The organism is Scytonema hofmannii PCC 7110 (assembly GCF_000346485.2).
GTDB lineage: Bacteria > Cyanobacteriota > Cyanobacteriia > Cyanobacteriales > Nostocaceae > Scytonema > Scytonema hofmannii.
This window is the reverse complement of sequence record NZ_KQ976354.1, coordinates 5,050,246-5,076,244: the sequence shown is the minus strand read 5'-3', so window position 1 is coordinate 5,076,244 and position 25,999 is coordinate 5,050,246. Positions and strand designations below refer to the sequence as shown.

The following is a 25,999-nucleotide window of genomic DNA, read 5'->3' as shown; positions in this document are numbered from 1 at the left end:
GGGTAAGCAGTTCTCCTCATCCTTCACCATGGACTTGACCTCGCGAATCATAAAAGGCCTCAGTGTACCCTTTATCGATCCCAATTTCCGTCTTAACAGCCCTTGGGTCAATAGATAATTCTCCAAAATTTACCAAAAAATAAATCTCAAACCGTTCTAATTCCTGATTATATATGACCCGAATTTGTCCGGTAATTTTTCTATTACTTTTAACAGTTAAAGCTAGCCGAGTGCTACGTTTTTGGGTTTGCGCTTAGACATTTTTTTCACCTCCGCTTCTTCATTATTACACGTTCTATCTGATTGATTTGAATCAGTCTGTATGATTTTTTTTCAGATTTACGTAGTCAGTCTTATAAGGAGCGCTCATCAATGCAGTCCGGCTCATAAAATCTTCCATATATATTGAATGCGTCCCTCATCCGACCACCGACTCAATGTTTTAGGGTGATAGCCATATCTTTTTTGTGCTTCAATTGGTGTCAACTACATTGTTCTGGCGTGTCTAATTTACCCCATTGTAAGCCGATTTATTCCGATTTATTGCTTTCAAGTAAAATGGCAATGAAGGTGGTATTATCACGCTTCTGAATTCGCAAGGAATTAAGGTTGATGGTGTTTCTTATACGAAGAAAGATGCTCAAGAGCAAGGCAGGACAATCATGTTTTGATTAGACATAGGCGTGGAAATTAATTATGCATTGCGTATAACCTTTGTAAAGACGGGTCATGGCCCGTCTCTACATTGTTTTTCACTCCTATGTCTATAAGTTAGCGATACATCTCCAATCACAAACTTAGCAGCGATCGGAACCGTGTAAAGTTTTGTCTCTTTTCAGTGAGGCAGCTTTAAGCTAAACACCAGTGATGAAATTTACAACAAAAAGTCTTCAGTAATCACAGCATTTTTGAAACTAACTTCAATCTGAAATTGTTTGCCTGGGGCTTCACTAAATTCTAACTGAATGATATTATCAGTTTTCCTTGCAGTAACTTCCTGGCTTTCTGACTTAGAGGTGTTGGGATTAAGAGTAATTTTCAGCTTTAAACCAGACGGTAGATATTGTTCATCACGATATTCCTCATAACAAGGAATAACTTGTACAAGTACATCGAATTCATTATTTTCTACCCTTTTTAAATTGACAACTAAAGCTACGGATTGACCATTTAGCAGTAGTCCAAAATCTAATTTTTTAGTTCCAGAAGAATAATCAGCTAGTGATAGGCTTCTTACATATCCCCAAGCATAGTTACTATCAACTGTCTTCCAAATGTTTTTGCTAGATTGCCAACCTTCTTCAAAAACTTCACGCCACCAATTGGTTACGTTGACTAGTGCTTTAGTAGCAATGCTTGTCGCCGGAGGAAGATTTTGTATCTCTGTATTATTGACTTCAACTACTGATGGTAAAGAAATAGCAGTTGGAGACAAGAAACGTGAGTATAACAATAGATTGTTTACTTCAGGATCAAACCAAGAAAGCGGTAGCTGATAACAATTGTCAGACTTGGCGTTCAAATTAATTGATTGGCAATATTTAACGAGTTTATCGTAACGCAAAAAGCCGTGAATACTTAATTGTTCTTCCTCTTCTAAAACTTCAAGCAATATATAAAAATGAGCAGCCGTTTTTGGTGAAGTGATGGCTTCTTCTGGTACAGATACAAAATCATTAATCAAGTTATCTACAGTAATTAAGCAAAGGTGAAAATCACCCAAGCTGAGATAACCAAGATCAGCGATCGCACTGATACTGTCAGGTTGAAATATCGAATAGTTATCTCGATTAATTTTGATATCTGGAATTCGTTCCCTCAGCCATTTTTCAAAACCAAGTAGCGCTAGTGCATTTAAATAAATTTTCCACTGGTGTGCTTCATTTAAGTTTTGGTCGCTAATTTCTTTAGCTGACTCAAAATGTTCTGTTTCCAAGTAAATAACTTCTGGTGGCAATTTCCATCTCCTGTTTTGTGAATAAACAGAACCGTTAACCATATCTTAACTCCTCAAGTAGTAGTAGACTCTGATGAAAAAGGTAGGCATTTTCTGATAAAAAAATTTAATCATGCTGCGTGATTGAGGGAATTATTCAGGTAGCGGCGTATCATTTGAGCAAATAAGCTGTTTTTTACTTGTTTTTTTCCGCTTAAGATTTCCGCATATGCATTGTTAAATGTTTTCTTCAATACATAATCTCTAATTGATTCAGCAACATTTTTTAGACGTTCTGGATCGTTAGAAATTGTGGTGGATAGAAATACTGTAGATGTTTTGAAAATTGTGTCAAGAAATTTTTCTTCTGTTCGATATTGAACCTTCCTCATAAGGTCTTCTAAGATAAAGATACGTCTGACTTTAGACCAAGGGATCTCCCACAATTTACCAATTTCTCCTAAAGTCTTATTCTCTTGGTAGTAAAGTTGTAACCCTTCATAGAATCGTTGAGCAAAATTTTTATATCCTTTACTTTTTGCCAAATATTCAATGTGTTGGGCAATAACTTCCACTATTGCTTCATATAAAATCTGTTCAAATAAGACATGACAATTCTCTTGTAATTGGTCTATTTCCATCTCCTCTATATCGGGGTCATGATAGTCTAATTCTAGATTGAGGGCATAATGATTAGTTGAGTTATCATATATCTCTAAAGGAATAGTTTTAGGACTACCTGTCCTCCTGTAAAGGGTATCCTGTCGTAAGATTTCTGCGATTCTTTTGAAATGACAAATGAGTTCTCTCGAAGAACTGACAATAATATTTTGTTGGTGCAATAAATCCCGCATTTCTTGCAGATGGGTTGGTGTTGGTTCAGAACAACGTCCTTTTTTGTCTGAGTTACGTCTGTCTCGACGATAGACTGCATGAAAGACCTCTACAATTTCACGGTCTCCTTTTTGAAGACGCGGTTCCAGGGAACGGGGAATATGTTTACATAGTAGCGCCCAGTCACTGGGAGTCCGCACTCCGAATTCCCATAAAAATGATTTTAAATTTTGATTTTGTTGCGTTAGTCTCCAAATCCAATTATCTAAGCTTTCACTAGAATTTAAGTTTGGATTAAATCTTCGCAAAATTTCAACGCTAAAAAATTCTCCTCCTTGAGCTATTGGTCGAGTTGTGTCATCTTGATTCAAGATAAGTTGAGTCTGACTATCCAAAATTACTAGTTCTCTACCATCATCATTTAAAACGAATGGAAGCAGATCGATATAGCTGAAAGGCTTCCCAACTTCAGGTTGACAGGTGTGAGGGATTTTTTTACAGGTGATGAGAATTTTCTGAGATACGTAGCATCTCAAACAAAGTCCAGCAAGGGCGCGATCGCGGATATTGGAAGCTGAGTGAAAAAGTTTCCACACAATAGCTTGAATGTGTCTGCTTTCTTCTGTCGATAATGTGGGTTGATTGGCTAATTTGGGAAAATGTATCCTAAAAAACTCCTGTGCAGGGAGGATTGACCTGGCTTTGTAGCCTCCTTTTAGCCGATTGTTATGTACTATAGGAGAATCAATTATCTCCATTGTCCAGTATCTTGACGGAGCCATCATAGTTTTTAAAGTTACCTTGCTTCTCATCAAATGTGACATTAACAGCGAAGCTATTCACCAGAGACCATTTTTATCAATGTTCTGGAGAACTACATAATATATATATGTTTCGGTTTTTTGAACTTATACAGATGCTGTTGGCTGTTGTGTTGCAAAAACCGATGAGCGCAGGTAGTAAAAATATACTAAAAATTATGTCTCCCTAGCAGGACGTAATAAATTCTTAAAGTTTTGTTGCAATTCTTCTTGAAAACCGCATAAGTTGCGTTTGCTTGAAACTATTAAATAAAAATGGTGATGGGTAGTAGTGGTTTATGGAAATATGGGTAAACTTGGAGTTTGATGATGGGAACTTTGAGCACGGGTTTAGTAATATCAATCTTAAGGTGACGGTGGCAAACGCACAGCGTAACATCACACAACTAGAAGTGCAATTACCTCCAGATGCGAAAATTCCAAGTTTTTATGAACGTTGGAAAAAACAATACTACTTGTTACTGAACCATTCCAGAGGTCGTTTTAAAGATAACCAAGTCACGAATCTATCCAAAACAGATTGTTATGATTCATCTGTGTATTTACGCAATCAACTTCATCAGTGGCTTCGCTCTATTCAGTTAAAATTAGAACAAGTATTGCCACAAGATCCCCAGCCAGAAATTCGTTTGGTTATCCACACTGAGAAAATTGCATCCCTAGCAACCAAGGACATCTTACATCGACTACCCTGGCAGGAATGGAATTTTTTTGCTCAAAAGTTCTCCTATGAAGCGGCTGTTTGTTTTTACTCTTCTGTTGCAAATACTACTGCATCTGAAGAATCATTTACTGCTGGTAAAATTAGAAGAGCTAAGATTATTAGTATTTTTGGAGATAGTACAAATATTGATACCAGCCCAGATAAAGAATTGCTTGAAAAATTGAAGAAACGAGCCGCAGAATTAATAGTTCTTACGGAACCAAATCGTTCAGACTTTAACGCCCTCTGGGAAGAACCTTGCGACATTTTGTTTTTTGCTGGTCACAGCGAAACTAAAAATGATGGTCAAACAGGTGTCATAAATATTAATCGCAATGATAGTTTAAGTTTGGTAGAAATCAAAAACACACTAAAAGCAGCAATTAACAAAGGTTTAAAATTAGCCATTTTCAATTCTTGTGATGGTCTGGGTTTAGCAAGGCAATTAGCTTCTTTAAATCTTCCCTACATCATTGTCTGGCGCGAAGAAGTACCGGATAAATTAGCACAAAAGTTTCTCCAATATTTTTTAAATTCTTTTTCCCAAGGTGAATCTTTATTTAATTCAGTTCGACAAGCAAGAGATAAGTTGCAAGAACTTGCAGACGATCGAGATATTGCAAAGCAGCTACCAGGAGTCAGTTGGTTGCCAGTTATCTGTCAAAACACAACAGAGCCTCCACCAAGTTGGGAAGATTTGGGAGGACTGTCTGGGGAACTTCCTGATTGTCCTTATCAGGGTTTATCTGCGTTTCGTCAGGAAAATGCAGATTTCTTTTTTGGTAGGGAGAAGTTTATTGCTTCTCTTGTGGAAGCAGTCAACAGCAACCCCGTCGTTCCTGTTATTGGTGGTTCCGGGAGTGGGAAGTCGTCTTTGGTGTTTGCAGGGTTAATTCCGCGTTTACAAGCTACTCTTAATGTAGAGATAGTCAGTTTTCGTCCAGGGAAGAATCCTTTTGATGCTTTGGCTGCAGCGTTGAATCCTCTTTGTCAGTCCTTGGTAAGACAGCAGCAAGAGGATGTAGGAGAAAATGCTCGCTCTCCGATGGAAATCAATTTAAAGAAAGACCTAGAGTTAGATAATACAATTTTATACCATTATATTAAAAATATTGTTAATTCTTTAGGATATCAGCGTTTAGTTTTGGTGGCTGACCAGTTTGAAGAACTTTACACTCTAGCAACAGAAGCAGAGAGCCAACCTTTTTTAGATGCGTTGTTGTATGCTGTACAATTTGGGAGAAGGTTTACGTTGGTGCTAACGCTACGAGCGGATTTTCTGAGAAATGCGCTCGATTATCAACCTTTTGGTGAGGCTTTGCAGCGATATGCACCATTTTTACTGACCCCGATGAACTCCGAAGAATTACGAGATGCGATCAAAAAGCCTGCAGCAAAAATGAAGGTGGAGTTAGAGTCGGGGTTAACTAGTAGATTAATTAATGACCTTGGGAATCAACTTGGTCGTTTACCAATGCTTGAATTTGCTCTGACACAGTTATGGTCTAAACAGAAGAATTGGTATCTGACCCATGAGGCTTATGAAGAAATTGGTGGTTTAGAGAAAGCTTTGGCTAACTATGCAGATGATGTATTGAACCCGTTATCTGAAACGGATAAAGAAAAAGCACAAAGGGTATTTATTCAGTTAGTGCGTCCAGGGGAAGGAACAGAGGATACTAGGCGTGTAGCCACTCACCACGAGGTGGGGGAAGAAAATTGGGGTTTAGTCAAACGCTTGGCGGATGCACGTTTAGTGGTGACTGGGTGGGATGAAACTGAGAAAATAGAAACAGTAGAAATTGTCCATGAAGCATTGATTCGGGAATGGGGAACCTTGCGGGAGTGGATCAAAGCTAACCGTGAGTTTCGCATTTGGCAAGAAAGATTAAAGCCAGACGTGCAAGAATGGCTGGGGCTGGATAAGAAGCACCAAGTAGAAGCATTATTGCAAGGAACTCGGCTGGCTGTAGCACAAGAATGGTACAAGCAACGGGGAGAACAACTCACACAATCTGAGCAGAATTTTATTACCGCTAGCATTACACGTCAGCAACAGGAACTACGCCAAAACAAACGCAGCCAGCAACTTATTATGTCAGGACTCACTGGTGGTTTGGTAGTCACTTTGATACTCGCTCTTGTAGCATGGTGGCAATGGCAGAATGCACGTTTGAACGAAATCAAAGCTATAAGTGTATCAAGCCAAGCACTTTTAACATCATCTCAAGATTTTGAGGCGCTCATACAAAGTTTGAAGGCATTTAAAAAACTGAATAAAACACCTTTGTTCCCGGCATTTCATCAACCTCAGGAAAAAGCTGATCTCCAAAAGCAGGTTAATATTTTATTACAGGAGGCACTTTATAACGTAACAGAACGCAATCGATTGGAAAAGCATACAGATGAAGTTACAGACGTGAGTTTTAGCCCGCTTGGTAATATGATGACCACTGCCAGTAAAGACAAAACCGTTAAACTCTGGAGTCTGGATGGAAAAGACATCAAAACCCTTTCAGGACATCAAGATTCAGTACGAAGCGTCAGATTTAGCCCAACAGATCGGGTAATTGCCACAGCTAGTTGGGACGAAACTGTTAAACTTTGGACAACTGACGGTAAATTAATAACTACCTTCACCGGGCATAATACAAAGGTTAATAGTGTGAGGTTTAGCCCTGACGGAAAGACAATTGCTAGTGCTGACGCCAAGGGATATATCAAACTTTGGACAATTGATGGTCAATTAATCACAACCTTCAAGGGACATGAAAAGTCGATTTTGAACCTAAGTTTCAGTCCTGATGGTCATACTCTTGCCACCGCCAGTCAAGATTACACAGTCAAACTCTGGAGGCAAGATGGGCAATTACTGCGAACTTTTGCTGGACATAAGGATTGGGTTTGGAGTGTGAGTTTCAGCCGTGATGGTCAAAAAATTGCTACTGCTAGTCGGGATGGAACTGTGAAACTCTTGAGCATTGAGGGAAAGGTAATCAGAACCTTAAATGCTCATAAAGAAGCAACTAGCGTTAGCTTCAGTCCTAATGGTCAGAAAATGGCTACCGTCGGTACTGACCAAACCATCAAAATTTGGAGCGAATCAGGTTCCCAACTCCAAACCTTGAAGGGACATAAAGATTGGATCTGGAGCGTCAGTTTCAGCCCTGACAGCAAAATCATCGCCACTGCTAGCAAGGATGGCACTGCCAAACTTTGGCAATTCAAAGGGAAGAAACATCAAATTCAACAGGTGCATAATGGTGCGATTTATAGCATCAGTTTTAGCCCTGATGGCTCCGAATATGCCACTGCTAGTCAGGACAAAACTGTCAAACTTTGGCGGCGCGATGGTGAATTAATCAAAACTCTTGAATTGGATGACACTAGCGATGACACATGGTTTACTCACGTTAATTTTAGCCCTAATGCACAAATTATTGCTACTGCTACTGCTGATGGTCATGTGATACTTTGGAATCGTCTGGGAGAAAAAATCAAAGCTTTCAAGGCGCACAATCAAAAATGGATCTGGCAAGTGAGCTTTACCCCGGATGGCAAAACTTTTGCTACTGCCAGTCACGACGGTACTGTTATAATCTGTAACTTGAATGGCTTTACACTCCAAACCTTAACGGCACATAAAAAAAATGAAGATGAAGATGGGGAAGGGGTGAATAGCGTCAGTTTTAGCCCTGATGGCAAAACTATTGCCACCGCAGGTTGGGACAAAACTGTCAAACTTTGGACAACAGAAGGTAAACTCATCACAATCCTTAAGGGGCATCTGGATGGAGTTCATAGTGTCAGTTTCAGTCCTGATGGCAAGATGATTGCTACTGCCAGTGAGGATAAAACTGTTAAACTTTGGACAAGAGAAGGTCAATTAATTAAAAGGATCGCAGGGCATAATGCTGGAGTCTTTCGTGTCAGATTTAGCCCTGATGGCAAAACAATTGCTACTTCCAGTAAGGATAAGACTGTTAAACTCTGGAGTCTTGAGCTAAAGGAACTGAAAACCTATCTTGGACACGATGATTCCGTCTGGAGCCTTAATTTTAGCCCAGATGGTACTCACCTTGCCTCAGGTGACAACGCCGGAAAATTAATTCTGTGGAATTTGAGCTTGGAGTCAAATCAGCTACTGGTTGATGGTTGCAATTGGGTAAGCGACTATCTGAAAAATAATCCCCATGTCAACTCCAGCGATCGCCGTCTGTGTGATGGAATTGAGACTCCGTAGCTTGAGGTAACGCTTTTTGAAAGATATTTTCTTAACCTAACCTTAGCCGCCTGCACAACTCGATATCTGATTAGCAGTGCAGGTAATTTATTTTGTCAAATAAATTTAGAGGCGTTTATGGGGTGCAATATTTGCGTGTGTATGGGAACCCCTTCACGTTTTGTTCCGTTACGCTGTAACCGCGAAACTCATCAATGTATTTGACAACAGTAGTGAAATTTTCATCCTTGTGGATTGTACCATTGAGCAGAAAATCTTTGACGCCCCAAGGTCCTACTAAGTGTGCGCCTGCCAGAAGACCAGAAAGGGTGATTGGCTGACTACCACTTATTGATTGTCCGATGTAGCTTCTTATGGATTTTCCTTGCTTGCCAAGCTCCTGATTGATAATATCATAATTCATGTGAAAAGCTTCACGAATTATATATTCTTGAACATGAACATTACTGGCATTACGGGAGTTCTTTAAATCTTCTAGGCTACGAACATTGCGCTTTCCTGTCCATGTGTCATTCCATTCATTTCGAGTAGGACCCGGTTGACCTTTAACGTAGTAAGAACCGCACCTAGCTTGGTAGTAGCCAAGGTCAATCAGTAGCGCTTCTCCAAATTGGTACTTGCCAATAAAACGCAAACCTGTGTCCTCCTCCCTATCGTACCGTGGATTTTGTTGTCCTGTTTCCCTCCGTCCCAGTGCATTCAGCATATCTGTGTAACTTCTATTGCTTGCCTCTGCTGGGAGCGGATTGAACATAGAAGGAATGACTTGCATCATCCCAAATTCGAGTACAGTAAGTGGAGCTAAATATACTACTCCTGCTAAAACTGTCCTCCAGATTGTTTTACTTGCAAAGATACTTTTGGTCATTAGTTTTTTAGCAACAATTGGTTGATTTGAAGTAGCCATAGAGATGTCACTGAAACGACAATTGGCAGTGGTTGGCACAACGGAATAAGGTAATGGCATATGGTGACAATTAGGTGCGCGATTATCTCAAAACTAATCCTGATGTTAGTGAGAGCGATCGCACTCTATGTCAAGCTATCGGAATTAAAAAGTGAACTACCAACACCATAGCCATTAAACGTGGTCTGAGTGGGGTTTTGCTTTGTTTGTGCGATATAATAATCGTTATTTTTAAAGGCGCTGTAGGCGTAGCTAGATTTAGATGATAAAAATGATACACTTAAAGCCGAACACACCACTAGTCCGATAGCAAAAGATTTGCTGATTGTTCGTGTGAATGACGTTGTTTTCAGCAATTGAGTCATGAAACTTTGTCGCAAATCAGGTTTGATGCTCATAGAAATGTTTTTTTGATGGTGTGATGTTCTTTTGAGCAGAAGGAGGAACCCAAGCTAATTGCTTGTTTTTCTTGCTTCTACTTGTAAATAAGTTCAAGTCCAATCGACCTATACACTTGCGTAAGGTAAATAGAAGTTTACTCACATCTTGACACAAGCGATGACCCCATCACGCCAGTTTGCTCAACATAGCACTTTTTGAGACGACATTATCTCAACTCAACTTTAGATGCCTGCACGCCTTGATTCTGGCTTGCAGGCATTGTACATTATCGATTAAAATCATCGCCCAAAGTCCCACGTCCTTAAAGTGTAGAGCAATTCCCAGCAGCAGGTTGAGGAATTTAAAACATCCTCTTAGAGAATTGGCATTATTTCTTTCTATTTTTCCTAACTTATAAAAAAATGGTTGAACCGGGAGTGTATAGGTTGAAAAAACCTGAATCTATGTATAAATGTGACTCTTCAGAACAGTAATTAAAAATGGTTTGCGTTCGGAGGGTTTTATTTCTTTTGAAGACTCTTTCATACTAATCTTCTTTCTTTTAATTACTTAGTCTTCAAACGCCATGACTGACTAAATCACTCATATCATTTCTCAACGTTAAGAGGTTTTTGACCATGAATCGCAACTTTATCTATCGCATTGTAGAACTCACTAATACTCAACCTGAATCCAGATTACAAGGAAATTGGGGTTGGTTACTACTTCTTCGCTAATGATAGGGGCAACTTTAATTACACACACTACTGGACACAAGTTTTTGGTACACCTTTGTAATACCCAATGATTAAAGTGGGTACTGGTAGCACACTTATTTACTTTTTTAATTTATGAGCGCTAAATCTTTTCCTATCAACAAAAGTAAGGCGAAAAAGGAAAAACTTCATACTCAAAGGAAGTTCACACCAGATCGGAACAGTGTCCTAAATTATGAATCCGGGTCTGATATTTTCACTCCAACTCAGTCATCTTTAACCCCCTCGCCTGTTACGAATAACCAGCTAAATCTACAATCGGACTTTGTATCTGTCTCAGTAGCCTTTGCAATAGTCAAGATGCTGGAAAACATGGGAGTGCAATATGCATTTGGTGTATCGGGGGGAGCAATTGTACCACTGTGGCATGCTTTGCAACATAGCTCAATTCGGGTTTTTCACTTTCGTCATGAAGTAGGAGCCGCTTTTGCAGCCACTGAAGCATACTTTGTTAGCGATCGCCCCGTCGTAGTATTCACCACCACTGGTCCGGGAATCACGAATGCGTTAACTGGGCTATTTGCTGCTCGTTGGGAAGGGGCGAAGGTCATTTTTCTCTCTGCTTCCACCTCAACATCGCAGCGCGGTCGATGGTCTCTCCAAGAAACCAGCACTTATACGATGCCTAGCACGGGTATCTTTACAAAAGAACCATTATTTCATTACGCGGCTACTCTTGAATCCGGTGATGAACTCCCACAAATCTGTCAACGGCTAGCGAGAGGCTTAACCCAATTAGGCGGCTTTGTCGCCCACTTAAGTATCCCAACCAATATTCAAACAAGCTCAGTCAATACGTCCTTACCACAGGTCAGTTTGTTTTTTGCTTCTGCGATCGCCACTGAAGAAACCATTTCAAAATGTGCAGACTTGTTATCACAAGAACCATTTGCCATTTGGGTTGGCTTTGGTGCTCGCTTTGCAGCAGCAGAAATTCGCCAACTTGCTGAGAGAACGAAAGCTATGGTGATGTGTTCGCCACGAGGCAAGGGGATTTTTCCTGAGAATCATCCTCAATTTGTGGGCGTTACAGGCTTTGCTGGGCATAAGTCGGTTTTAGAATATATGCGAGAGTACCGTCCTGTACGAACGCTAGTCTTGGGAACACGCCTTGGTGAATTTACCTCTTTTTGGAATCCTGCAATGATACCTTCCCAAGGTCTTGTGCATATTGACATCGACCCACAGGTTCCTGGAAGTGCATATCCATTTGCCGAGACCTTTGCAATTCAGTCTGATGTAAGATTGTTTGTCAAGGAGTTGCTAAAGCACTTAAGCGAGGAGCAAAATCAGTCAAAGACCAGATCGCGATCGCAACCCAAGCGTCATGTTATCAATCCACGCTCACACAGTCAGGTGCGACCGGAAGTACTGATGAATGCTATCCAACAGATTATTGTCGAGGGAAGCGATGCTGTGGTTATGGCTGAGGGAGGAAACTCATTTGCTTGGGCAATTCACCTACTGCGATTTACTCAACCAGGTCGTTTTCGAGTCAGTACAGGGTTTTCATCTATGGGTCATATGACCACAGGCGTTGTTGGTGCTGCGATCGCCCATCACGGTAAAGCGGTGACGATTGTTGGGGATGGTGCGATGCTTATGAACAATGAGGTCAGTACAGCTGTAAGTTACCAAATTCCTGCTGTTTGGATTGTACTAAATGACGGGCGTTACAATATGTGCGCTCAAGGCTTGAATATGCAGGGTTACGAGGGTATGGATACAGCGATCGCCCAAGCGGATTTTGCCAAAATTGCTTGTGGTTTGGGAGCCACGGGTATCCGTGTTGAAAGAGAGTCTGAGATACAAGCAGCATTAGAGAAAGCGATGAACTCAAAGAGTCCGGTTGTTGTTGACTTCATTATCGATCCAACTCAACTAGCACCCATCGGAGGTCGTATTCAAAGTTTGATTTCCCAAGGCGCTACAAATTCCTAACAAATTTCTCACAAATTCTTGAAAGGAGATTTATCATGGTATACCAGCCAGTCGGTATTCGCTCGCTTGCATTAAGCATGCCTTGCATCAAGCGTACAAACGATTACTACAGAGAAAAATACCCCGATATGATTGCTACTGCTGAGCAAAAAAGTTTAGCGAGGCTGTTTTCGCTTGCTAGCTCAGCCCCCAGCAACGAATTTGACCAAGAAATGATGCCCTATCTTCAAGACCCCTTTCGTGGTACCATTGAACGGAGAGTACTTGGTTCAGACGAATCTTCGCTGACACTAGAGTATAAGGCGGCAAAAGATGCCCTTGAAGCCGCTCAGCTTTTTCCCCACGAAATTGACCTCATGATTGTTGCTTCGCTAATTGCAGAGCAAATCGTACCTGGTAATGCAGCCGCACTTGCTGCTCAATTAGGTCTGACTGGTGCTGCATGGAATCTAGATTCCATGTGCTCAAATGCTATAGTTGCACTCCAAACTGCCGGTGCATTAGTGCGGGCGGGAGAATACCGTAATGTATTGGTGGTTCTCTCATGTACATATTCTCGCTTTATTGAGGAAACTGATACCCTCTCCTGGTTTACTGGCGATGGTGCAGGAGCTTTTGTCGTCAGTTCGCTAGAATCAAACCAGGGAATTCTTGGCACTAAAATTGTTCATACCGCCGAGACTTGTGGTGCTTTCTTTAGCGAACTTACACAAGATGCTTGGGGTCAGGAGCGGATTTTCCTAAGGACAGGGAAGAACGCAAACAAAGTCCTCAGCAACATGGCTGTACCTTCTATACGGACATGCTGTGAAGGTGCTGTTGCTGCTGCGGGTGTGACCTTAGATCAAATAAACTTTTTTGCATTCAATACACCCACAGCTTGGTATGCAAGCCTTTGTGCGCGTGCATTAGGCATTGAGATGGAACGTACAATCAACCTTTATCCTCAGTATGGAAACATTGGACCAGTACTGCCTCTTAGTAATCTATACCACGCTGCAAAATTGGGCAAAATTCACGAAAACGACTTGGTTCTTCTCTATACCATTGGCTCGGTATCCAATGCTGGTGCGACTGTCATGCGCTGGGGCGATGTTGCATTGGGTCCTTATCCTTGCCCTCCCCTCAAAGAATCTCAATCATCAAAGCTAGAATAAGATTCAACCGCTCCCAAAGCTTTTAGGGTTTCAACAGTTTTTAACACGACAGCAACAACAAGGATGGGGTGCAAAAGTTATCGAACGTCTTGCCAAAGATTTAAAAGCTGCTTTTCCAGATAAAGCGGGTTTTTCAGCACGTAATCTTAAGTATATGCGAACTTTTGCTGAGGCTTACCCTGATGAAGAATTTGTGCAGCTGGTTGCTGCACAAATTCCTTGGTTTCATAACTGCGTCATTTTAGACAAAATTAAAAACAATGCCAAAAGAGTTACAAGCAGAATTACCAACTATTGAACAGTTGGAAGCGAGTTGGAAGGAGTTTCTGTGGAAATTGAAGATATGGAATAGACATCTGGTGGAAAAGATGTAAGGGCGCAATGCCTTGCGCCCCTACCAAAACTTTCGGGTAATGCATAATTAATTTCTGGAGATGTCTAATAATATCGTGTCCGCTTAAAGACTGCTTCAAATTGGTTCAAACCATTCTTAGGCTTATTCTCTCCTTGTCTTCCTTCGCGCTCTTTGCGTCTTTGCGGTTTTTTAAATCACCTCTCAAATTCAATGTGGTGGACCACTAGGATAAGATTCAACTGCTCCCAAAGCTTTCAGAGTTTCAACAGTTGCCTCATTTAGACCTGTAACGCCAGTGATATTCATACCCTCGTAAGGTCTTTTGTCTTTAAGAGTTTGGACGCAATAACCCGTCAAGACATCCCAAAGTTTAATACTGCCATCATGGCTACCACTAGCGATCGCATCACCTTTTGGGCTGAAAGTCACTGACCAAACCCAACCCGTGTGTCCCTGCAAAATTTTGAGACATTCACCCGTGCTCACATACCACAGTCTTACTGTGTGGTCATCACTGCTACTTGCTAATACCTGACAATCAGGACTGAAGGTAACTGACCGAACCCAACCCGTGTGTCCTTGCAAAGTTTTCAAGCACTCACCTGTACGGATATCCCATAGTTTCAATGTCTTATCTTCACTGGCACTTGCCAGAATGAAACCATTAGGGCTAAATGCAATTGAATATATTCGATTGGTGTGCCCTTGTAAAGTTTTAAGACATTGACCTGTGTGGATATCCCATAATTTCACTGTATGGTCATCACTACCACTTGCTAGAATGCGATCGTCTACACTGAAAGCGACGGTAAATATGCGGTTAGAATGCCCTTGCAGAGTTTTGAAGGATTTACCCGTGCTGATATCCCATAATTTGACTGCTTGGTCTTCACCGCCACTAGCAAGAACCTGACTCGTAGGGCTAAAAGCAACTGCTAGGACTCCACCAGTGTGACCTTGCAAAGTCTTGAAACATCGACCTGTGCTGATATTCCACAGTTTCACTGTTTGGTCATCACTACTACTGGCAAGGATATTTTCATCTGGACTGAAAGTTATTGACCATACCTTATTACTATGCCCCTTCAAAGTTTTAAAACATTGACCTGTACTGCTGTTCCATAACCTCACCTTGCCATCATTAGTACCGCTAGCGAGCGTAGTACCTTGAGGACTGAATCTTACCGAAAATACCCAATTGGCGTAACCTTGTATGGTCTTGAGACAGTGACCACTCTCTACCTCCCAAATTTTTATTTCTTGGTCGAAAGTGCCGCTAGCAAGTATAGTACCTTGAGGACTAAAGGCAACTGACAATACCCGATTACTATGCTGTGCCAATATGCGGAAGCATTGGTTAGTGCGACAATCCCAAAGCCTGACTGTTTGGTCATTACTGCTACTCGCTAATACCCGACCATCCGGACTAAAGGCAATTGACCAAAGCCCACTACTATGTCCCTGTAAAGTTTTGAGGCATTCACCAGTACTTGTATCCCACAACTTTACGGTATGGTCATCACTGGCGCTTGCTAGGATGTGACTGTTTTTCGGAGAGTAAGCTACTGACTGTACTCGCTTTGTGTGACCGTGTAGAGTGTTGAGGAGTTGACCAGTACGGGTATCCCACAGCTTGATAGTGGAGTCATGACTACCACTTGCCAGAGTACAGCCATCCGGGCTAAAGACGACAGAGAATACCCAGTTGGTGTGTCCTGTGAGATTTTTATAAACCTGACCAGTACTTACGTTCCATAACTTTACCGTGTTATCTTCACTACCGCTTGCTAAGGTATCACCATCAGGGCTGAAGGCAACTGAGAATACTGTACCGCTATGAGCTGCTAAATTTCTCAGACAGCAACCGTTGCTGGTATCCCATAGCTTAATTGTTTGGTCTTCACTTCCACTAGCAAGCGTCTTACCATCAGGACTGAAGCAAACCGACCAAACCCAACCTTTATGTCCTTTGCAAATAAGCAATTGTTGACCATCTGCAACTTGGTACAAGTGAATCTCACCATTTGTATCTCCTGCAGCCAGAAGCGTACCATTAGGACTAAAGGTGACTGATAAAATCGCTCCGCAACTTTCAACAAAAGCCAACTTAGTCAAATTGGCATGAGCAAGATTTACATTGTGCAATTCTACACTTCGTAAATCTGCTTGCCAAATATTTAGGTACGAGAAATCATAGCCGCTTAGATCGGTCTCCAGTTGCTTGAGTAGATTGAAAACATTTCCCCCCGTATACCCTAGTTCTAAAGGAGATTCTTCTTGCAGCTTGGTTATAATTTGAGTCAGCTTTTCTTCAATATCTTTTTTGCTTCTCAAATCCGTTAGTAGACCGTGAATCACTGGTTCAAGGATGAGGCGAATTTGAGTTTGCCGTACATAATCTTTTGCAGTCGTCTTAATCAGAGCATGGCTTCTAAAAAGCGTAATATTTTGCGTTGCAATTTCTTGGCAAACTTGCTCTACCAATTGATTGGTCACATACTCCATTAACACGGGTTGAAGTGTGAAGAGTGATACTGGGTTTTTCATCAGTGTATTCTTCTCGAGTAGCGATCGCTGTACTAAAGACTCTAGAGCATCCAGTAATTTTGGTAGTGGTATTGGTAATACGATATCTTCTCGTAACTGTGATAATGAAATTGGCTCGCGATTAATTGCCAGCCAGTACATGATGTCCTTTTCTAAATCTGATAAGCGTGAAAACTGCTGGTCTAAAAGCTCGCGAATGCTACCAAAGACAGCTGTCTCTTGTCTGAGAAATTCAGAAACATCACCATTAAAAAGATCTAGTATCGTCGTTGCAACTATCTTTAAGGCTAAGACGTTACCTGCATAATGCTCGACTAATGTTGTCAATTCTGACTTTGAGCCACCGATCCCCTTAACTTCCAAAATTTTTTGTCCTGCTACCGCCTCTACACCACCCAGTTGTAATGAACGAACAGGGAGAGCTTGTCCTTCAAGTGATGCTACCTCTTTGGGTTTTTCTCGAGATGTTAATATCAAGCAACTTTGATGAATTTCTTGACCCACCCGTTTGATGAGTAATCCATAATCCTCATAGCCTTCTCGATAGAATCCTGCGCGATCGCCACTCCGCAAAATGGTTTCAGTATTATCAAGTACTATAAGACAGCGGTGTTTGAGTAAATACTCAATCAGTAGCGAGATTCTACTGTTGAGGCTTTTTGGTAAGTCATTTTCTGAAACCTCCAAGTTGGAGAAAAATTGAATCAAGGTAGCAAGGATTTCAAAAAGTGGCGGGGAATTGTGGAGACTTCGCCAGATAACGTACTCAAACGATCCTTGAATTTGTTGCGCTAGCTTGGCTGCAATAGAAGTTTTTCCAATTCCCCCCATTCCCAATAGTGCTACCAATCGACAGCGATCGTTTATCAGCCATTGTTCTAGTATGTTGAGTTCTGCTGTGCGTCCGTAGAACATAGAGACATCTATCTGTTCTCCCCAGTCTGCACCCCTGTGAAATTCCTCATTAGCAAGGGGAGCACCCCCCTTTAATCCCCCCTTGGCAAGGGGGGAAAAAGGGGGGTTTGAATTTTGGATGGAATTTTCTAGAGTTCCCCCCACTCCCTCTGCGTTCTTAGATTTGCGCCATTGGCGCTCTAGAGCCGAGCGAAAGTTGCTTTTACTGACTTTCTCGCCCAGTGCTTCGGTAAGCAACTTCCAGAGATCGGGACCCACATGTTGCTTTACGTATGCTACCGAGTAACTGGCTTCAGAAGCGATTTTCTCGTAGGTTAGATTCTCCCAAGAGCCTTTGAGGATAGTGATTTCTACATGACTCAACCTTCTTCCTACATTCAGGAACACGGCTTCATCAGCAACTTCCAACGCTTCCTCAAAGTTCATAGGCTATTATATGAGTTTCTATGTCAACTCTACCATAGAAGTAACTTCATCGTAACTTTACCGTAACTTTACTGTATTGATAATTTATGGCGATCATCTACACTAGGTATGAGAAATCAGTAAAACTACTGTTTTGTGAAAAACTTAAACCAAGAAATCAATAATGATGATTGGCTGAAATTGCTAAGGGGGTGACAACTCCGTCTCAAAACCCTATTAATTAAGGATTAAGAAGAATGCGCCTCAAAACCATTCAAGCAAATTAGGAACTTTAATAAATGAACAGCGTCAAAAAATAGATGTGCCAATCGTATGGTCAGCAAGCAAGCTTGAATATACAAGAGATTTCATCAGTCGCTTCTTGATGACGGTCAAAGACAATCATGATTTTGTCATGAAAGAAAAGAAATAAGGATTTTTATTGATAGGTTGTCAATCATTGCCAGTCCAGCTAACAGCATCTATATAATTTGAAAAAACGAAATCTATATACCGATGTAGTTCTTTAGAGCATTAATAGAATTTGATATGGATACTACTTACCGCAAAGAAGCAAATTTTTCTGAAACAATTCAACTTTTAATCAAAGGCATTGTTGAGTCGATTATTGGAGATACAAGTAAGCAGGGCTTTCACAATTTTGTCGCTAGGAGTTGGAAGAACAGGGAACTATTGTACCGTGTTGAGGAGCGTTATCATACGCTGATTATCAAGTAGCTTTACATCATCTATCTATTACCAAATAGTGAAAATGTGGTAGAGCGCTAATAATTGCGTGGAATAATGTGAATAATCGACGAGTGGCAAGACTATTTTCAAGACAACCTTTAAGGTTCAATATAGTTATTTTTTTAATTAGTTGGAGTTTTTTATGTCAAACCCTGCTACCCCACCCAACCCTTCTCCTACTCCACCCAATAATCCTTTTGATATAATCAAAAAATTATTCAAAGATTTTCTTGATGTGATAACTAATGATAGACTTGCGAATTTCCTACAGATTCTTCCCTACTTAATCGGTATTGTGATATTTTTAGGACCAATTGCACTGTTGATTAAAAATTGGTATTCAGCGACTTTAAATACTCAGGATTTGAACGAGGATTTCAAAACAAAAGTTTGTGAAAATTATAAAAAACTGATACAAAATAGGCTAGATATCGAAGGAAATACAAATGCATCTATAGGCAAACCATCTATTATAGATAATAAGGATGATAGCAATATAAATCAGCTACCATTCTCTTGTAAGTACACGATACTAGAAGGTAGAACAAACTTAGGTTCTAAAGAAATTTCTATAGAGCTTAACCCTTTATTTCCTGACTTAACTAATGAAATTAATAAGGAATTTGAAGAAAAAGTTGACTGGCAACAAGTATGTAAGCATGAAACAGTTATTAAACAAATGGAAGAAAATGCCATAAAAGTAGGAATTTATAACAAAGGAAAAGGGGATAAGATTTTACCAGGACGACCAGAGCTTCTTAGCACTAAAAAAGATGTTTATCCAGTCTTTCGATGGGTATGCTCTTACGAGATCGACAAACAAGGAGAAGATGAAGGTTTTCAAGGAAGAAATACATATAAGATAGACATTAAATTAGAGTCATACTGTGAAAGCAAAGCGAAAAATGAAGAAATAAAACGTATAAAACCAACTCATCACAATTACAAAGACCCTTATTCCTTATATTGTGTTAACCCTCATGCTAAGAAGAAGTAATATCATGTTCGGGAACATCCTTAACAAATATATGGGCAATTTATGAATTGTTCTTATTGAGAATTGCGGCTAGTTGTACGGTCACAATTGAAAAATATTAAATCTTTGATTTGATAGTATGATTGAAGGAAAACCATCAATAATTCATTGTAATGTAGAAATATTTAAATAAAGATGTTTGAATAAAAAAACAACAGCAAAAAATGTTAAAAAAAAGTAAATATCGTTTAGGAATATTTCTGGCTGTTTTACTAGGCATCATCTTGCTTTCCGTCCCGCAAGCCTTATCGCAGAAACCAATAGTCCTAAATTTATTGTTAACTGCTCCTGATGCCCAACCTTGGAAACAAGGCAAAATCGGAATTAAACTGATGGTGGATTTTGATGACTATTTTCCCAGTCACGTACATCTTGCTTGAACCTTTCTTGCCAAATCCGAAACTCACGGTTAGTTGTTATCCACTTTCGCAGAGTTCCCCATTCCCGAATTAATGCTTCATGAACAATTTCTACTGTTTCTATTTCCTCAGTTTCATCCCACCCAGTCACCACTAAACGTGCATCAGCCAAGCGTTGGACTAAATCCCAATTTTCTTCCCCCACCTCAGCGCGAGTTGCCACACGTTTGGTGTCTTCCGTTCCTTCCCCAGGACGCACTAACTGAATAAATACCCGTTCGGCTTGTTGTTGCTCCACCGCAGATAGCGGATTTAATACGAACGAAGCGTGTTTTGCTAAAGCTTTTTCTAAACCGCCAATTTCTTCATAAGCCTTGTGAGTCAAATACCAATTGTTCTGTTTCGACCAGAGTTGAGTTAAGGCAAACTCCAGCATTGGTAAACGACCAGGGTGATTGCCCACATCATTAATGAGTTTACTTGTTAACCCCTCCTCCAGTTCCACCTTCATTTTTAAAGCTGGTTTTTCAATCGCATCTCGCAATTCCTCAGAATCCATTGGAGTCAGTAACAATGGGGAGTATTGCTGCAAAGCCTTTCCTATGGAGCGATCGTCAAGCACAATTCCCACAAAATCCGCACGCAATGTCAATACCAGTGTAAACGCTGGAGCATATCTTACAGCTAAAAGCAATGACTTTAAAAAACTGTGGCGTTCTTCCTGAGTAGCAAGAGTGTAAAGTTCTTCAAACTGGTCTGCTACTAATACCAAACGCCGAGATCCTGAGGAACTAATAATATTTTCGATACAATAATGTAATACTGTTTCATCATATCGTAAGTTGACCTCAGATTCTAGTCCCGCTAAAGAGCTATTCTGTTTTCCTGATGCTTTTGTTTGTCTTTGTACCAGAGATTGGTAATATTTATTCAATACTATAGCCAAAGCATCAAACGGATTTTTCCCCGGAGGAAAACTAATTATTTCTACATCCCCAGTCGCTTGTAAGCGAGGAATCAACCCTGCAAACACTACAGAAGATTTTCCGCTCCCAGAAGCACCAATGACAGCTACTAACGGGTTGCTGTTAACAGCTTCCACTAACTTATCAATAAACTTTTCCCTACCAAAAAAGAAATCTGCATTTTCCTGGCGAAACGCAGATAAACCCTGATAGGGACATTCAGGAAGTTCCCCAGAAAGTCCTCCCAAATCTTGCCAACTTGGTGGAGGCTCAGTTGTATTTTGACAGATAATTGGCAACCAGCTAACACCCGGTAGCTGCTTGGCAATATCTTTGTCATCTGCAAGTTCAGAGAGCTTATCTCTGGCTTGTCGGACGGAATTAAATAAAGATTCACCTTGGGAAAAAGAGCTTAAAAAATATTCGAGAAATTTTTGTGCTAATTTATCTGGTACTTCTTCACGCCAGACAATGATGTAGGGAAGATTTAAGTCTGCCAATTGTCTTGCTAAACCTAAACCATTACAAGAATTGAATATGGCTAATTTTAAACCTTTGTTAATTGCTGCTCTCAGGGTTCTTTTGATTTCTTCTAAACTTAAACTATCTTTGGGATTAATATTGATGACACCTTTTTGACCATCATCTTGAGTTTCGCTATGACCTGCAAAAAACAGAATGTCGCAAGCTTCTTCCCAAAGAGCGTTAAAATCTGAACGATTTGGTTCAGTAAGAACGATGAGTTCTGCTGCTCGTTTCTGCAATTTTTGGAGCAATTCTTTATCTGCACTGGTGTCAATATTTGTACTATCTCCAAAAATACTGAGAATCCTAGCTCTTCTCATTTTACCAGCAGTTGATGATTTCTCAGATGCGGCAGGACTGGCAATACAAGATTGAAAACAGACAGCCGCTTCACAAGAGAACTTTTGAGCCAAAAAATCCCATTCTTGCCAAGGGAGTCGATGTAAGATGTCCTTAGTTGTGTGTGATGCAATTTTCTCAGTATGTATAACTAAACGAATTTCTTGCTGGGGATTTTGTGGCAGTGCTTGCTTTAATTCTAACTCAATAGGGTGAAGCCACTGATGAAGTTGATGGCGTAAACGCTCAACTGAATGATGACAATCCGTTTTGGATATATGAGTGACTTGGCTATTTTTAAACTTGCCTCTAGAATGGTTCAGTAACGAGTAGTATTGCTCTTTCCAAAGTTGATAAAAAACTGGAATTCCCTCATCTGGAGATAATTGCACTTCTAGTTGTGTGAGATTACACTGTGCATTTACTAACGTCACCTTAAGATTGATGTTACTAAACCCGCGCTCAAAGTTACCATCACCAAATTCCAAATTTACCCATATTTCCATAGTAGACCGTCACCTAGATTAGTTCACCTACCCTATCCCTATTTTTTTCTTACCAGACGGGATTTTTTGCCAGCCTCCTCTACTGTCATCTGCCAAGCAGAGCGATGTTCGTTTGGTTCCAGTTTTATCAGTAGTCTGACTTGACGTTCTCTACTAGGAAGGATTTGTACTCTTTTACACCTCATTTTTGTTCGTAAAACAAATGATAATCTTTATTATATAAAGTATACAAATGTTACCTTTGATGTAAAGTATCAACACTATAAAACAATCTGCTATACTTTGTCCCTAGACTCAAGTACAGTTTTGAACTAGCAAAAAGACTGGCTGCGAACAAAGTGTAGTCAGGATTGTCATTTGTCATTGTTAAGGGCTTCAAGCATATTTATATGTCGTAATATAGTTTTGTTTATTTCCGCCTACTTACTTAATCAAATGAATTTAAAGTCTGTACGGAACCAAGTTTTTACTCTTATAAAAGTTATATCCATAGTTCTCATAGTCAGTGCAATAGGATTGGAATTGTGTAATTTTTATGCAAGGCTCACGAATAATCAGCTACCAAATATGCTAAGTACCGTTTTTTTGGTTGAGCGTTTTGCCGTTACGATCCATTTTATTGAAGGAATTATTGCAGCTTTTTACGCACCTTCAAGAAAAAAGGTGCCAATACAATATGGCACTTATACTTTTTTTGTGGGTACAGTGGGGTTGTTAGAACTGTTAGCGATGACACAGGAACACGATTGATGTTTTGAAAATAGAAAAATGTTATACGCTATAATGTCTGGCTAACTGTCAACTTTTTGACTCTGCTCCAGGTAGTGATGAACACCCCTGCTTATCTGTAGTATGTTCGGTTTGATATTTTTGCTGAGGAAATCTTCAACTGTATGCCCTACCATCCCCGTAAGCATATGGGGTACTCCCTTAATCTGCTTGGTGTCGATAACAATCTCGCCACGGGTTTCAATTAGAGTACCGCGATCGGCTTCTTTAAAGCGGTGAGTGCCAGCACATCGAACTGCTTCTGTGAAAGCGTGTGTCTTGATACGCCATTCAGCAGTGAACTCGGACTCGTTCCAGGTAGCGATATCAGTCCACGAGAGCATTGTCTCACTAAGTATGGCACGCGCTACAGCTGGAATCTCACCACCGCCATGCCACTCATTGACAAAGTGAATGCGATCGCCCTTCTCAGTACGCGATTTGACTTCAACGTGTCGCACATTTGGCAAGTAGGGTACAAGTTCGACAAGCTTGTCGCGATATGTAGCATAAACCAGCGGGCGTGGAAAGGGAATGTAAGTTTCGGCAGAAATAAGCATGGGTACGGGGGTCTATTTATGTTGTTTTTTCTGACAGTAGTCAGAGCAGTTGAGCGTTGAGAGTGTGGTTCCTTAACTCTATTGTTAAACGATCTCTATACGCAGAACACGCGGTTTGTTTGGTGGAAAGCTGTTGCGATCTAGTGAGTAGCTATGTTCGTTGATCGCCATTCCAGAACAAACCTCCTAAAGACAGAGAATTGTCTCTTGATTTAAAACCATCTAGAAGGTGTAGCACTCTTGTGTTTGGTACACCGCCTAGACGGTAATTTCTCTACTTTATCCGCCAACCCAAGAATGTACAAAATTCATCAACAGCTCCTTCAATTCAACAGCTATTGGGTGAACTTGCAGAAGGAATACGCTATGCCTGGAAGAATCCTCCCATCCGCATCAGTCTGTTAATTACCGCCATGTTAAATCTTGCCACATTGAGACCTTTAGTGGTGGGTGTAGCGAAACTTGATAAAAGCGATACCTAAGTTGAGCTACGCTAGCCCTGTCAAAGTGGGTAAAAACTTCAGGAAATTAATAGCTTCCTAACCTCTTGACTCTGTGTACTCTGCGTCTAAACTGTTAAATAAATTACTTTTAAACCGCAGAGTCACAGAGAGCGCAGAGAAAAAAAGCCTCTAGCTGTTTATCCTGTTAGAGGAGTGATTCTGCAGATGCATATGTATGTTTATTAGTGCTGAACCGCATAGGTTGGGTTAAGCTGTCTAATTGAAGGAGGATACAATCCTAAGACGATTTGTGATTTTGGGATACCATGATTTGAGAGCGCTTCTCCTATGTCAAGATCGCTCTGATTGTGTTGAATCCAAACTTTGCCATGAATGATTTCAATGTGAATGACTGGGTAGAAAACTCGTTTTTCTTCCTTAACCCAGCCCTGACATAGAAGTTGATATCGATCTCTTTGCCGATCGAACACGGACACAACCTGTAAGGTGTCCGGAATCAAGTTTACAGGAATCGATTCTAATAAGGTTTCGATGATGGCTTGTTGGCAGATTTCAATGGGAACCATCTCGTTAGGTTGGATATGTTGCGTTAAGGAAGTAGAAGGCTGGGGTTCCATCGAACAATCTCCAGGCGTTGAGTATCGATAGTGAATAGGTTAACACAATGGAGCGAGATACTGTCTTGAAAGAAGGGCTGGGTTAAATAATTTGTATAAATTACTTCAGGTAGTGCCAGATAAGGAATACGATTAATACCCAGGTATCCAAGTGCCATGCGGTAATGTAGGTATTGACCAAGCGCTTGATGGAAGTCGTAAGTCACACTTGGATTACCAAAACTTTTAACTTCTACGACGATTTGAAGATTTTCTTTCTCAGCACTAATGAGTTTGTCCGCAATTATATCTACATTAAGATCCGTGCCTTCGTAATTAAGCGTTATGGACTTAATGTTTATCCACCCATCTTTAACAAGGGCGGCTTCAACAATATCATGGAGTTTATCTTTTGCCATTAGGTATCTTTTTATGTTTAATTCTGTTTATCTAATGATATTCAATTACAGGGCGCTCGCAGGATCTAACCAAAACGTTACGGATGCCGTCATGCCTCATATAACAGTTGTATTTAAATTAACAAAGCACAACTTCAAAGCTGCTTTGCAAGAATTTGAAAATCAACAGCTATATTTTGAATTTACTGCTTCCTACTTGACACTGCTGCTGCGCGATGGTAAACACTGGAATGTTAAAATCAATTTATGTAATATTTAATACAATAAAATTTCTGATTGCCACTTAAGTGCCATCTTGGTTATAAATAGCAAAATAGACTTTTTTGGCATGAATAAAAACTTATGGATAAAAGATTAATCAGCGTTCTTGTTTTGACTGCTAGTGTTGCTAGCACCAACAACTTCACTGAAGTTTTTGCACAAACACCAAAAATTGATTGCGCTAAGGCAGTAACGACTCCAGAAATGAAGTACTGTTCTCAGCAGTCTTATCAAAAAGCAGATCAAAAACTGAATCTGGCGTATCAGAAAGCGATCGCCACCATAAACGGTGAGCAAAAGCGATTACTTGTTACCGCACAGCAAGAATGGATTAAGTTTCGTGACAATAACTGCAATTTTGAAACCTATGGTTCTCGTGGTGGTACGGGTTATGAAATCTTCCGCAACGGCTGTCTTGAGCGCCTGACTAAACAACGTACAAAAGATTTGAAGGAGTATATCTCTTCCCGTTAATTCCTAATTATGAAATTTTTATTGAGATTGGTTCACCGGGCGGTATTCATAATGGT

General features: G+C 40.4%; 20 protein-coding genes and 1 pseudogene. 11 read left to right on the top strand and 10 right to left on the bottom strand.

Annotation, left to right across the window (positions count from 1 at the left end; all coding sequences use genetic code 11):
- Nucleotides 1–563: 563 nt before the first annotated feature.
- Nucleotides 564–671: pseudogene (locus WA1_RS60070) on the top strand (DUF2278 family protein); the annotation flags it as partial.
- A 203-nt stretch (nucleotides 672–874) separates the two neighbouring features.
- On the opposite strand, the gene WA1_RS21075 reads toward WA1_RS60070, so the two are convergent.
- Both WA1_RS21075 and WA1_RS21070 read right to left on the bottom strand, forming a co-directional pair.
- Nucleotides 875–1,999: a DUF1822 family protein gene (locus WA1_RS21075; protein WP_017747614.1), complete on the bottom strand. Its 1,125-nt coding sequence runs from the start codon at nucleotides 1,997–1,999 to the stop codon at nucleotides 875–877.
- A 68-nt stretch (nucleotides 2,000–2,067) separates the two neighbouring features.
- Nucleotides 2,068–3,555, bottom strand: a complete 1,488-nt coding sequence (locus tag WA1_RS21070) for a hypothetical protein (RefSeq protein ID WP_026135126.1) — start codon at nucleotides 3,553–3,555, stop codon at nucleotides 2,068–2,070.
- Nucleotides 3,556–3,869: 314 nt separating this feature from the next.
- Here WA1_RS21070 and WA1_RS21065 point away from each other — a divergent pair, with 314 nt between their 5' ends.
- Complete coding sequence (locus WA1_RS21065) at nucleotides 3,870–8,537, top strand: nSTAND1 domain-containing NTPase (RefSeq protein WP_017747612.1); 4,668 nt, start codon at nucleotides 3,870–3,872, stop codon at nucleotides 8,535–8,537.
- Between the two features lie 115 nt (nucleotides 8,538–8,652).
- Here the strand turns inward: WA1_RS21065 and WA1_RS21060 are convergent, their stop codons facing one another.
- Both WA1_RS21060 and WA1_RS21055 read right to left on the bottom strand, forming a co-directional pair.
- The gene (locus WA1_RS21060; protein WP_272819192.1) at nucleotides 8,653–9,405 is read right to left on the bottom strand and encodes a hypothetical protein; all 753 of its coding nucleotides are present in this window, start codon (nucleotides 9,403–9,405) and stop codon (nucleotides 8,653–8,655) included.
- Between the two features lie 164 nt (nucleotides 9,406–9,569).
- On the bottom strand, nucleotides 9,570–9,842 hold the full coding sequence (locus WA1_RS21055) for a hypothetical protein (protein WP_017747610.1): 273 nt from the start codon (nucleotides 9,840–9,842) through the stop codon (nucleotides 9,570–9,572).
- An 834-nt stretch (nucleotides 9,843–10,676) separates the two neighbouring features.
- Between WA1_RS21055 and WA1_RS21050 the strand changes: the two genes are divergently transcribed.
- The 3 genes from WA1_RS21050 to WA1_RS52995 are packed head-to-tail and all read left to right on the top strand — an operon-like array spanning nucleotide 10,677 to nucleotide 13,997.
- Complete coding sequence (locus WA1_RS21050) at nucleotides 10,677–12,542, top strand: ScyA-related TPP-binding enzyme (protein WP_017747608.1); 1,866 nt, start codon at nucleotides 10,677–10,679, stop codon at nucleotides 12,540–12,542.
- A gap of 35 nt (nucleotides 12,543–12,577) precedes the next feature.
- Nucleotides 12,578–13,699, top strand: coding sequence for a 3-oxoacyl-ACP synthase III family protein (locus tag WA1_RS21045; RefSeq protein WP_017747607.1), 1,122 nt, complete (start codon nucleotides 12,578–12,580; stop codon nucleotides 13,697–13,699).
- A 1-nt stretch (nucleotide 13,700) separates the two neighbouring features.
- Nucleotides 13,701–13,997, top strand: a complete 297-nt coding sequence (locus WA1_RS52995; RefSeq protein WP_081402912.1) for a DUF1016 N-terminal domain-containing protein — start codon at nucleotides 13,701–13,703, stop codon at nucleotides 13,995–13,997.
- 264 nt (nucleotides 13,998–14,261) lie between these two features.
- Here the strand turns inward: WA1_RS52995 and WA1_RS21040 are convergent, their stop codons facing one another.
- Entirely contained in the window at nucleotides 14,262–17,942 is a 3,681-nt protein-coding gene (locus tag WA1_RS21040) for a WD40 domain-containing protein (RefSeq protein ID WP_066612948.1), read from the bottom strand.
- Nucleotides 17,943–18,470: 528 nt separating this feature from the next.
- Here WA1_RS21040 and WA1_RS21035 point away from each other — a divergent pair.
- From WA1_RS21035 to WA1_RS57130, 3 genes are all read left to right on the top strand, one after another.
- Nucleotides 18,471–18,659: a hypothetical protein gene (locus WA1_RS21035; protein ID WP_017747604.1), complete on the top strand. Its 189-nt coding sequence runs from the start codon at nucleotides 18,471–18,473 to the stop codon at nucleotides 18,657–18,659.
- Between the two features lie 154 nt (nucleotides 18,660–18,813).
- Entirely contained in the window at nucleotides 18,814–19,668 is an 855-nt protein-coding gene (locus WA1_RS21030) for a hypothetical protein (protein WP_017747603.1), read from the top strand.
- A 203-nt stretch (nucleotides 19,669–19,871) separates the two neighbouring features.
- A complete protein-coding gene (locus WA1_RS57130) occupies nucleotides 19,872–20,087 on the top strand; it encodes a hypothetical protein (RefSeq protein ID WP_158516672.1) in 216 nt (71 codons plus the stop codon).
- On the opposite strand, the gene WA1_RS21025 is transcribed toward WA1_RS57130, so the two are convergent.
- Both WA1_RS21025 and WA1_RS57125 read right to left on the bottom strand, forming a co-directional pair.
- Nucleotides 20,032–22,401 carry an nSTAND1 domain-containing NTPase gene (locus WA1_RS21025; RefSeq protein WP_017747602.1) on the bottom strand — a complete coding sequence of 790 codons (2,370 nt, stop codon included), beginning with the start codon at nucleotides 22,399–22,401 and terminating at the stop codon, nucleotides 20,032–20,034. The genes WA1_RS57130 and WA1_RS21025 overlap by 56 nt on opposite strands.
- A 38-nt stretch (nucleotides 22,402–22,439) precedes the next feature.
- A complete protein-coding gene (locus WA1_RS57125) occupies nucleotides 22,440–22,586 on the bottom strand; it encodes a hypothetical protein (protein ID WP_158516671.1) in 147 nt (48 codons plus the stop codon).
- Nucleotides 22,587–22,968: 382 nt separating this feature from the next.
- Here WA1_RS57125 and WA1_RS61350 point away from each other — a divergent pair, with 382 nt between their 5' ends.
- Nucleotides 22,969–23,151: a hypothetical protein gene (locus tag WA1_RS61350; RefSeq protein ID WP_017747601.1), complete on the top strand. Its 183-nt coding sequence runs from the start codon at nucleotides 22,969–22,971 to the stop codon at nucleotides 23,149–23,151.
- A gap of 41 nt (nucleotides 23,152–23,192) precedes the next feature.
- Here the strand turns inward: WA1_RS61350 and WA1_RS21015 are convergent, their stop codons facing one another.
- The 3 genes from WA1_RS21015 to WA1_RS21005 form a co-directional block, all read right to left on the bottom strand.
- A complete protein-coding gene (locus WA1_RS21015) occupies nucleotides 23,193–23,729 on the bottom strand; it encodes a hypothetical protein (RefSeq protein WP_017747600.1) in 537 nt (178 codons plus the stop codon).
- A gap of 685 nt (nucleotides 23,730–24,414) precedes the next feature.
- Complete coding sequence (locus WA1_RS21010) at nucleotides 24,415–24,810, bottom strand: element excision factor XisI family protein (RefSeq protein WP_017747599.1); 396 nt, start codon at nucleotides 24,808–24,810, stop codon at nucleotides 24,415–24,417.
- The gene (locus tag WA1_RS21005; protein WP_017747598.1) at nucleotides 24,783–25,208 is read right to left on the bottom strand and encodes an element excision factor XisH family protein; all 426 of its coding nucleotides are present in this window, start codon (nucleotides 25,206–25,208) and stop codon (nucleotides 24,783–24,785) included. Before WA1_RS21005 ends, WA1_RS21010 begins: the two co-directional genes overlap by 28 nt.
- A 13-nt stretch (nucleotides 25,209–25,221) precedes the next feature.
- Here WA1_RS21005 and WA1_RS55165 point away from each other — a divergent pair, with 13 nt between their 5' ends.
- Nucleotides 25,222–25,467, top strand: coding sequence for a hypothetical protein (locus tag WA1_RS55165; RefSeq protein WP_017747597.1), 246 nt, complete (start codon nucleotides 25,222–25,224; stop codon nucleotides 25,465–25,467).
- 83 nt (nucleotides 25,468–25,550) lie between these two features.
- Nucleotides 25,551–25,943, top strand: coding sequence for a lysozyme inhibitor LprI family protein (locus tag WA1_RS21000; protein ID WP_017747596.1), 393 nt, complete (start codon nucleotides 25,551–25,553; stop codon nucleotides 25,941–25,943).
- Nucleotides 25,944–25,999 lie beyond the last annotated feature (56 nt).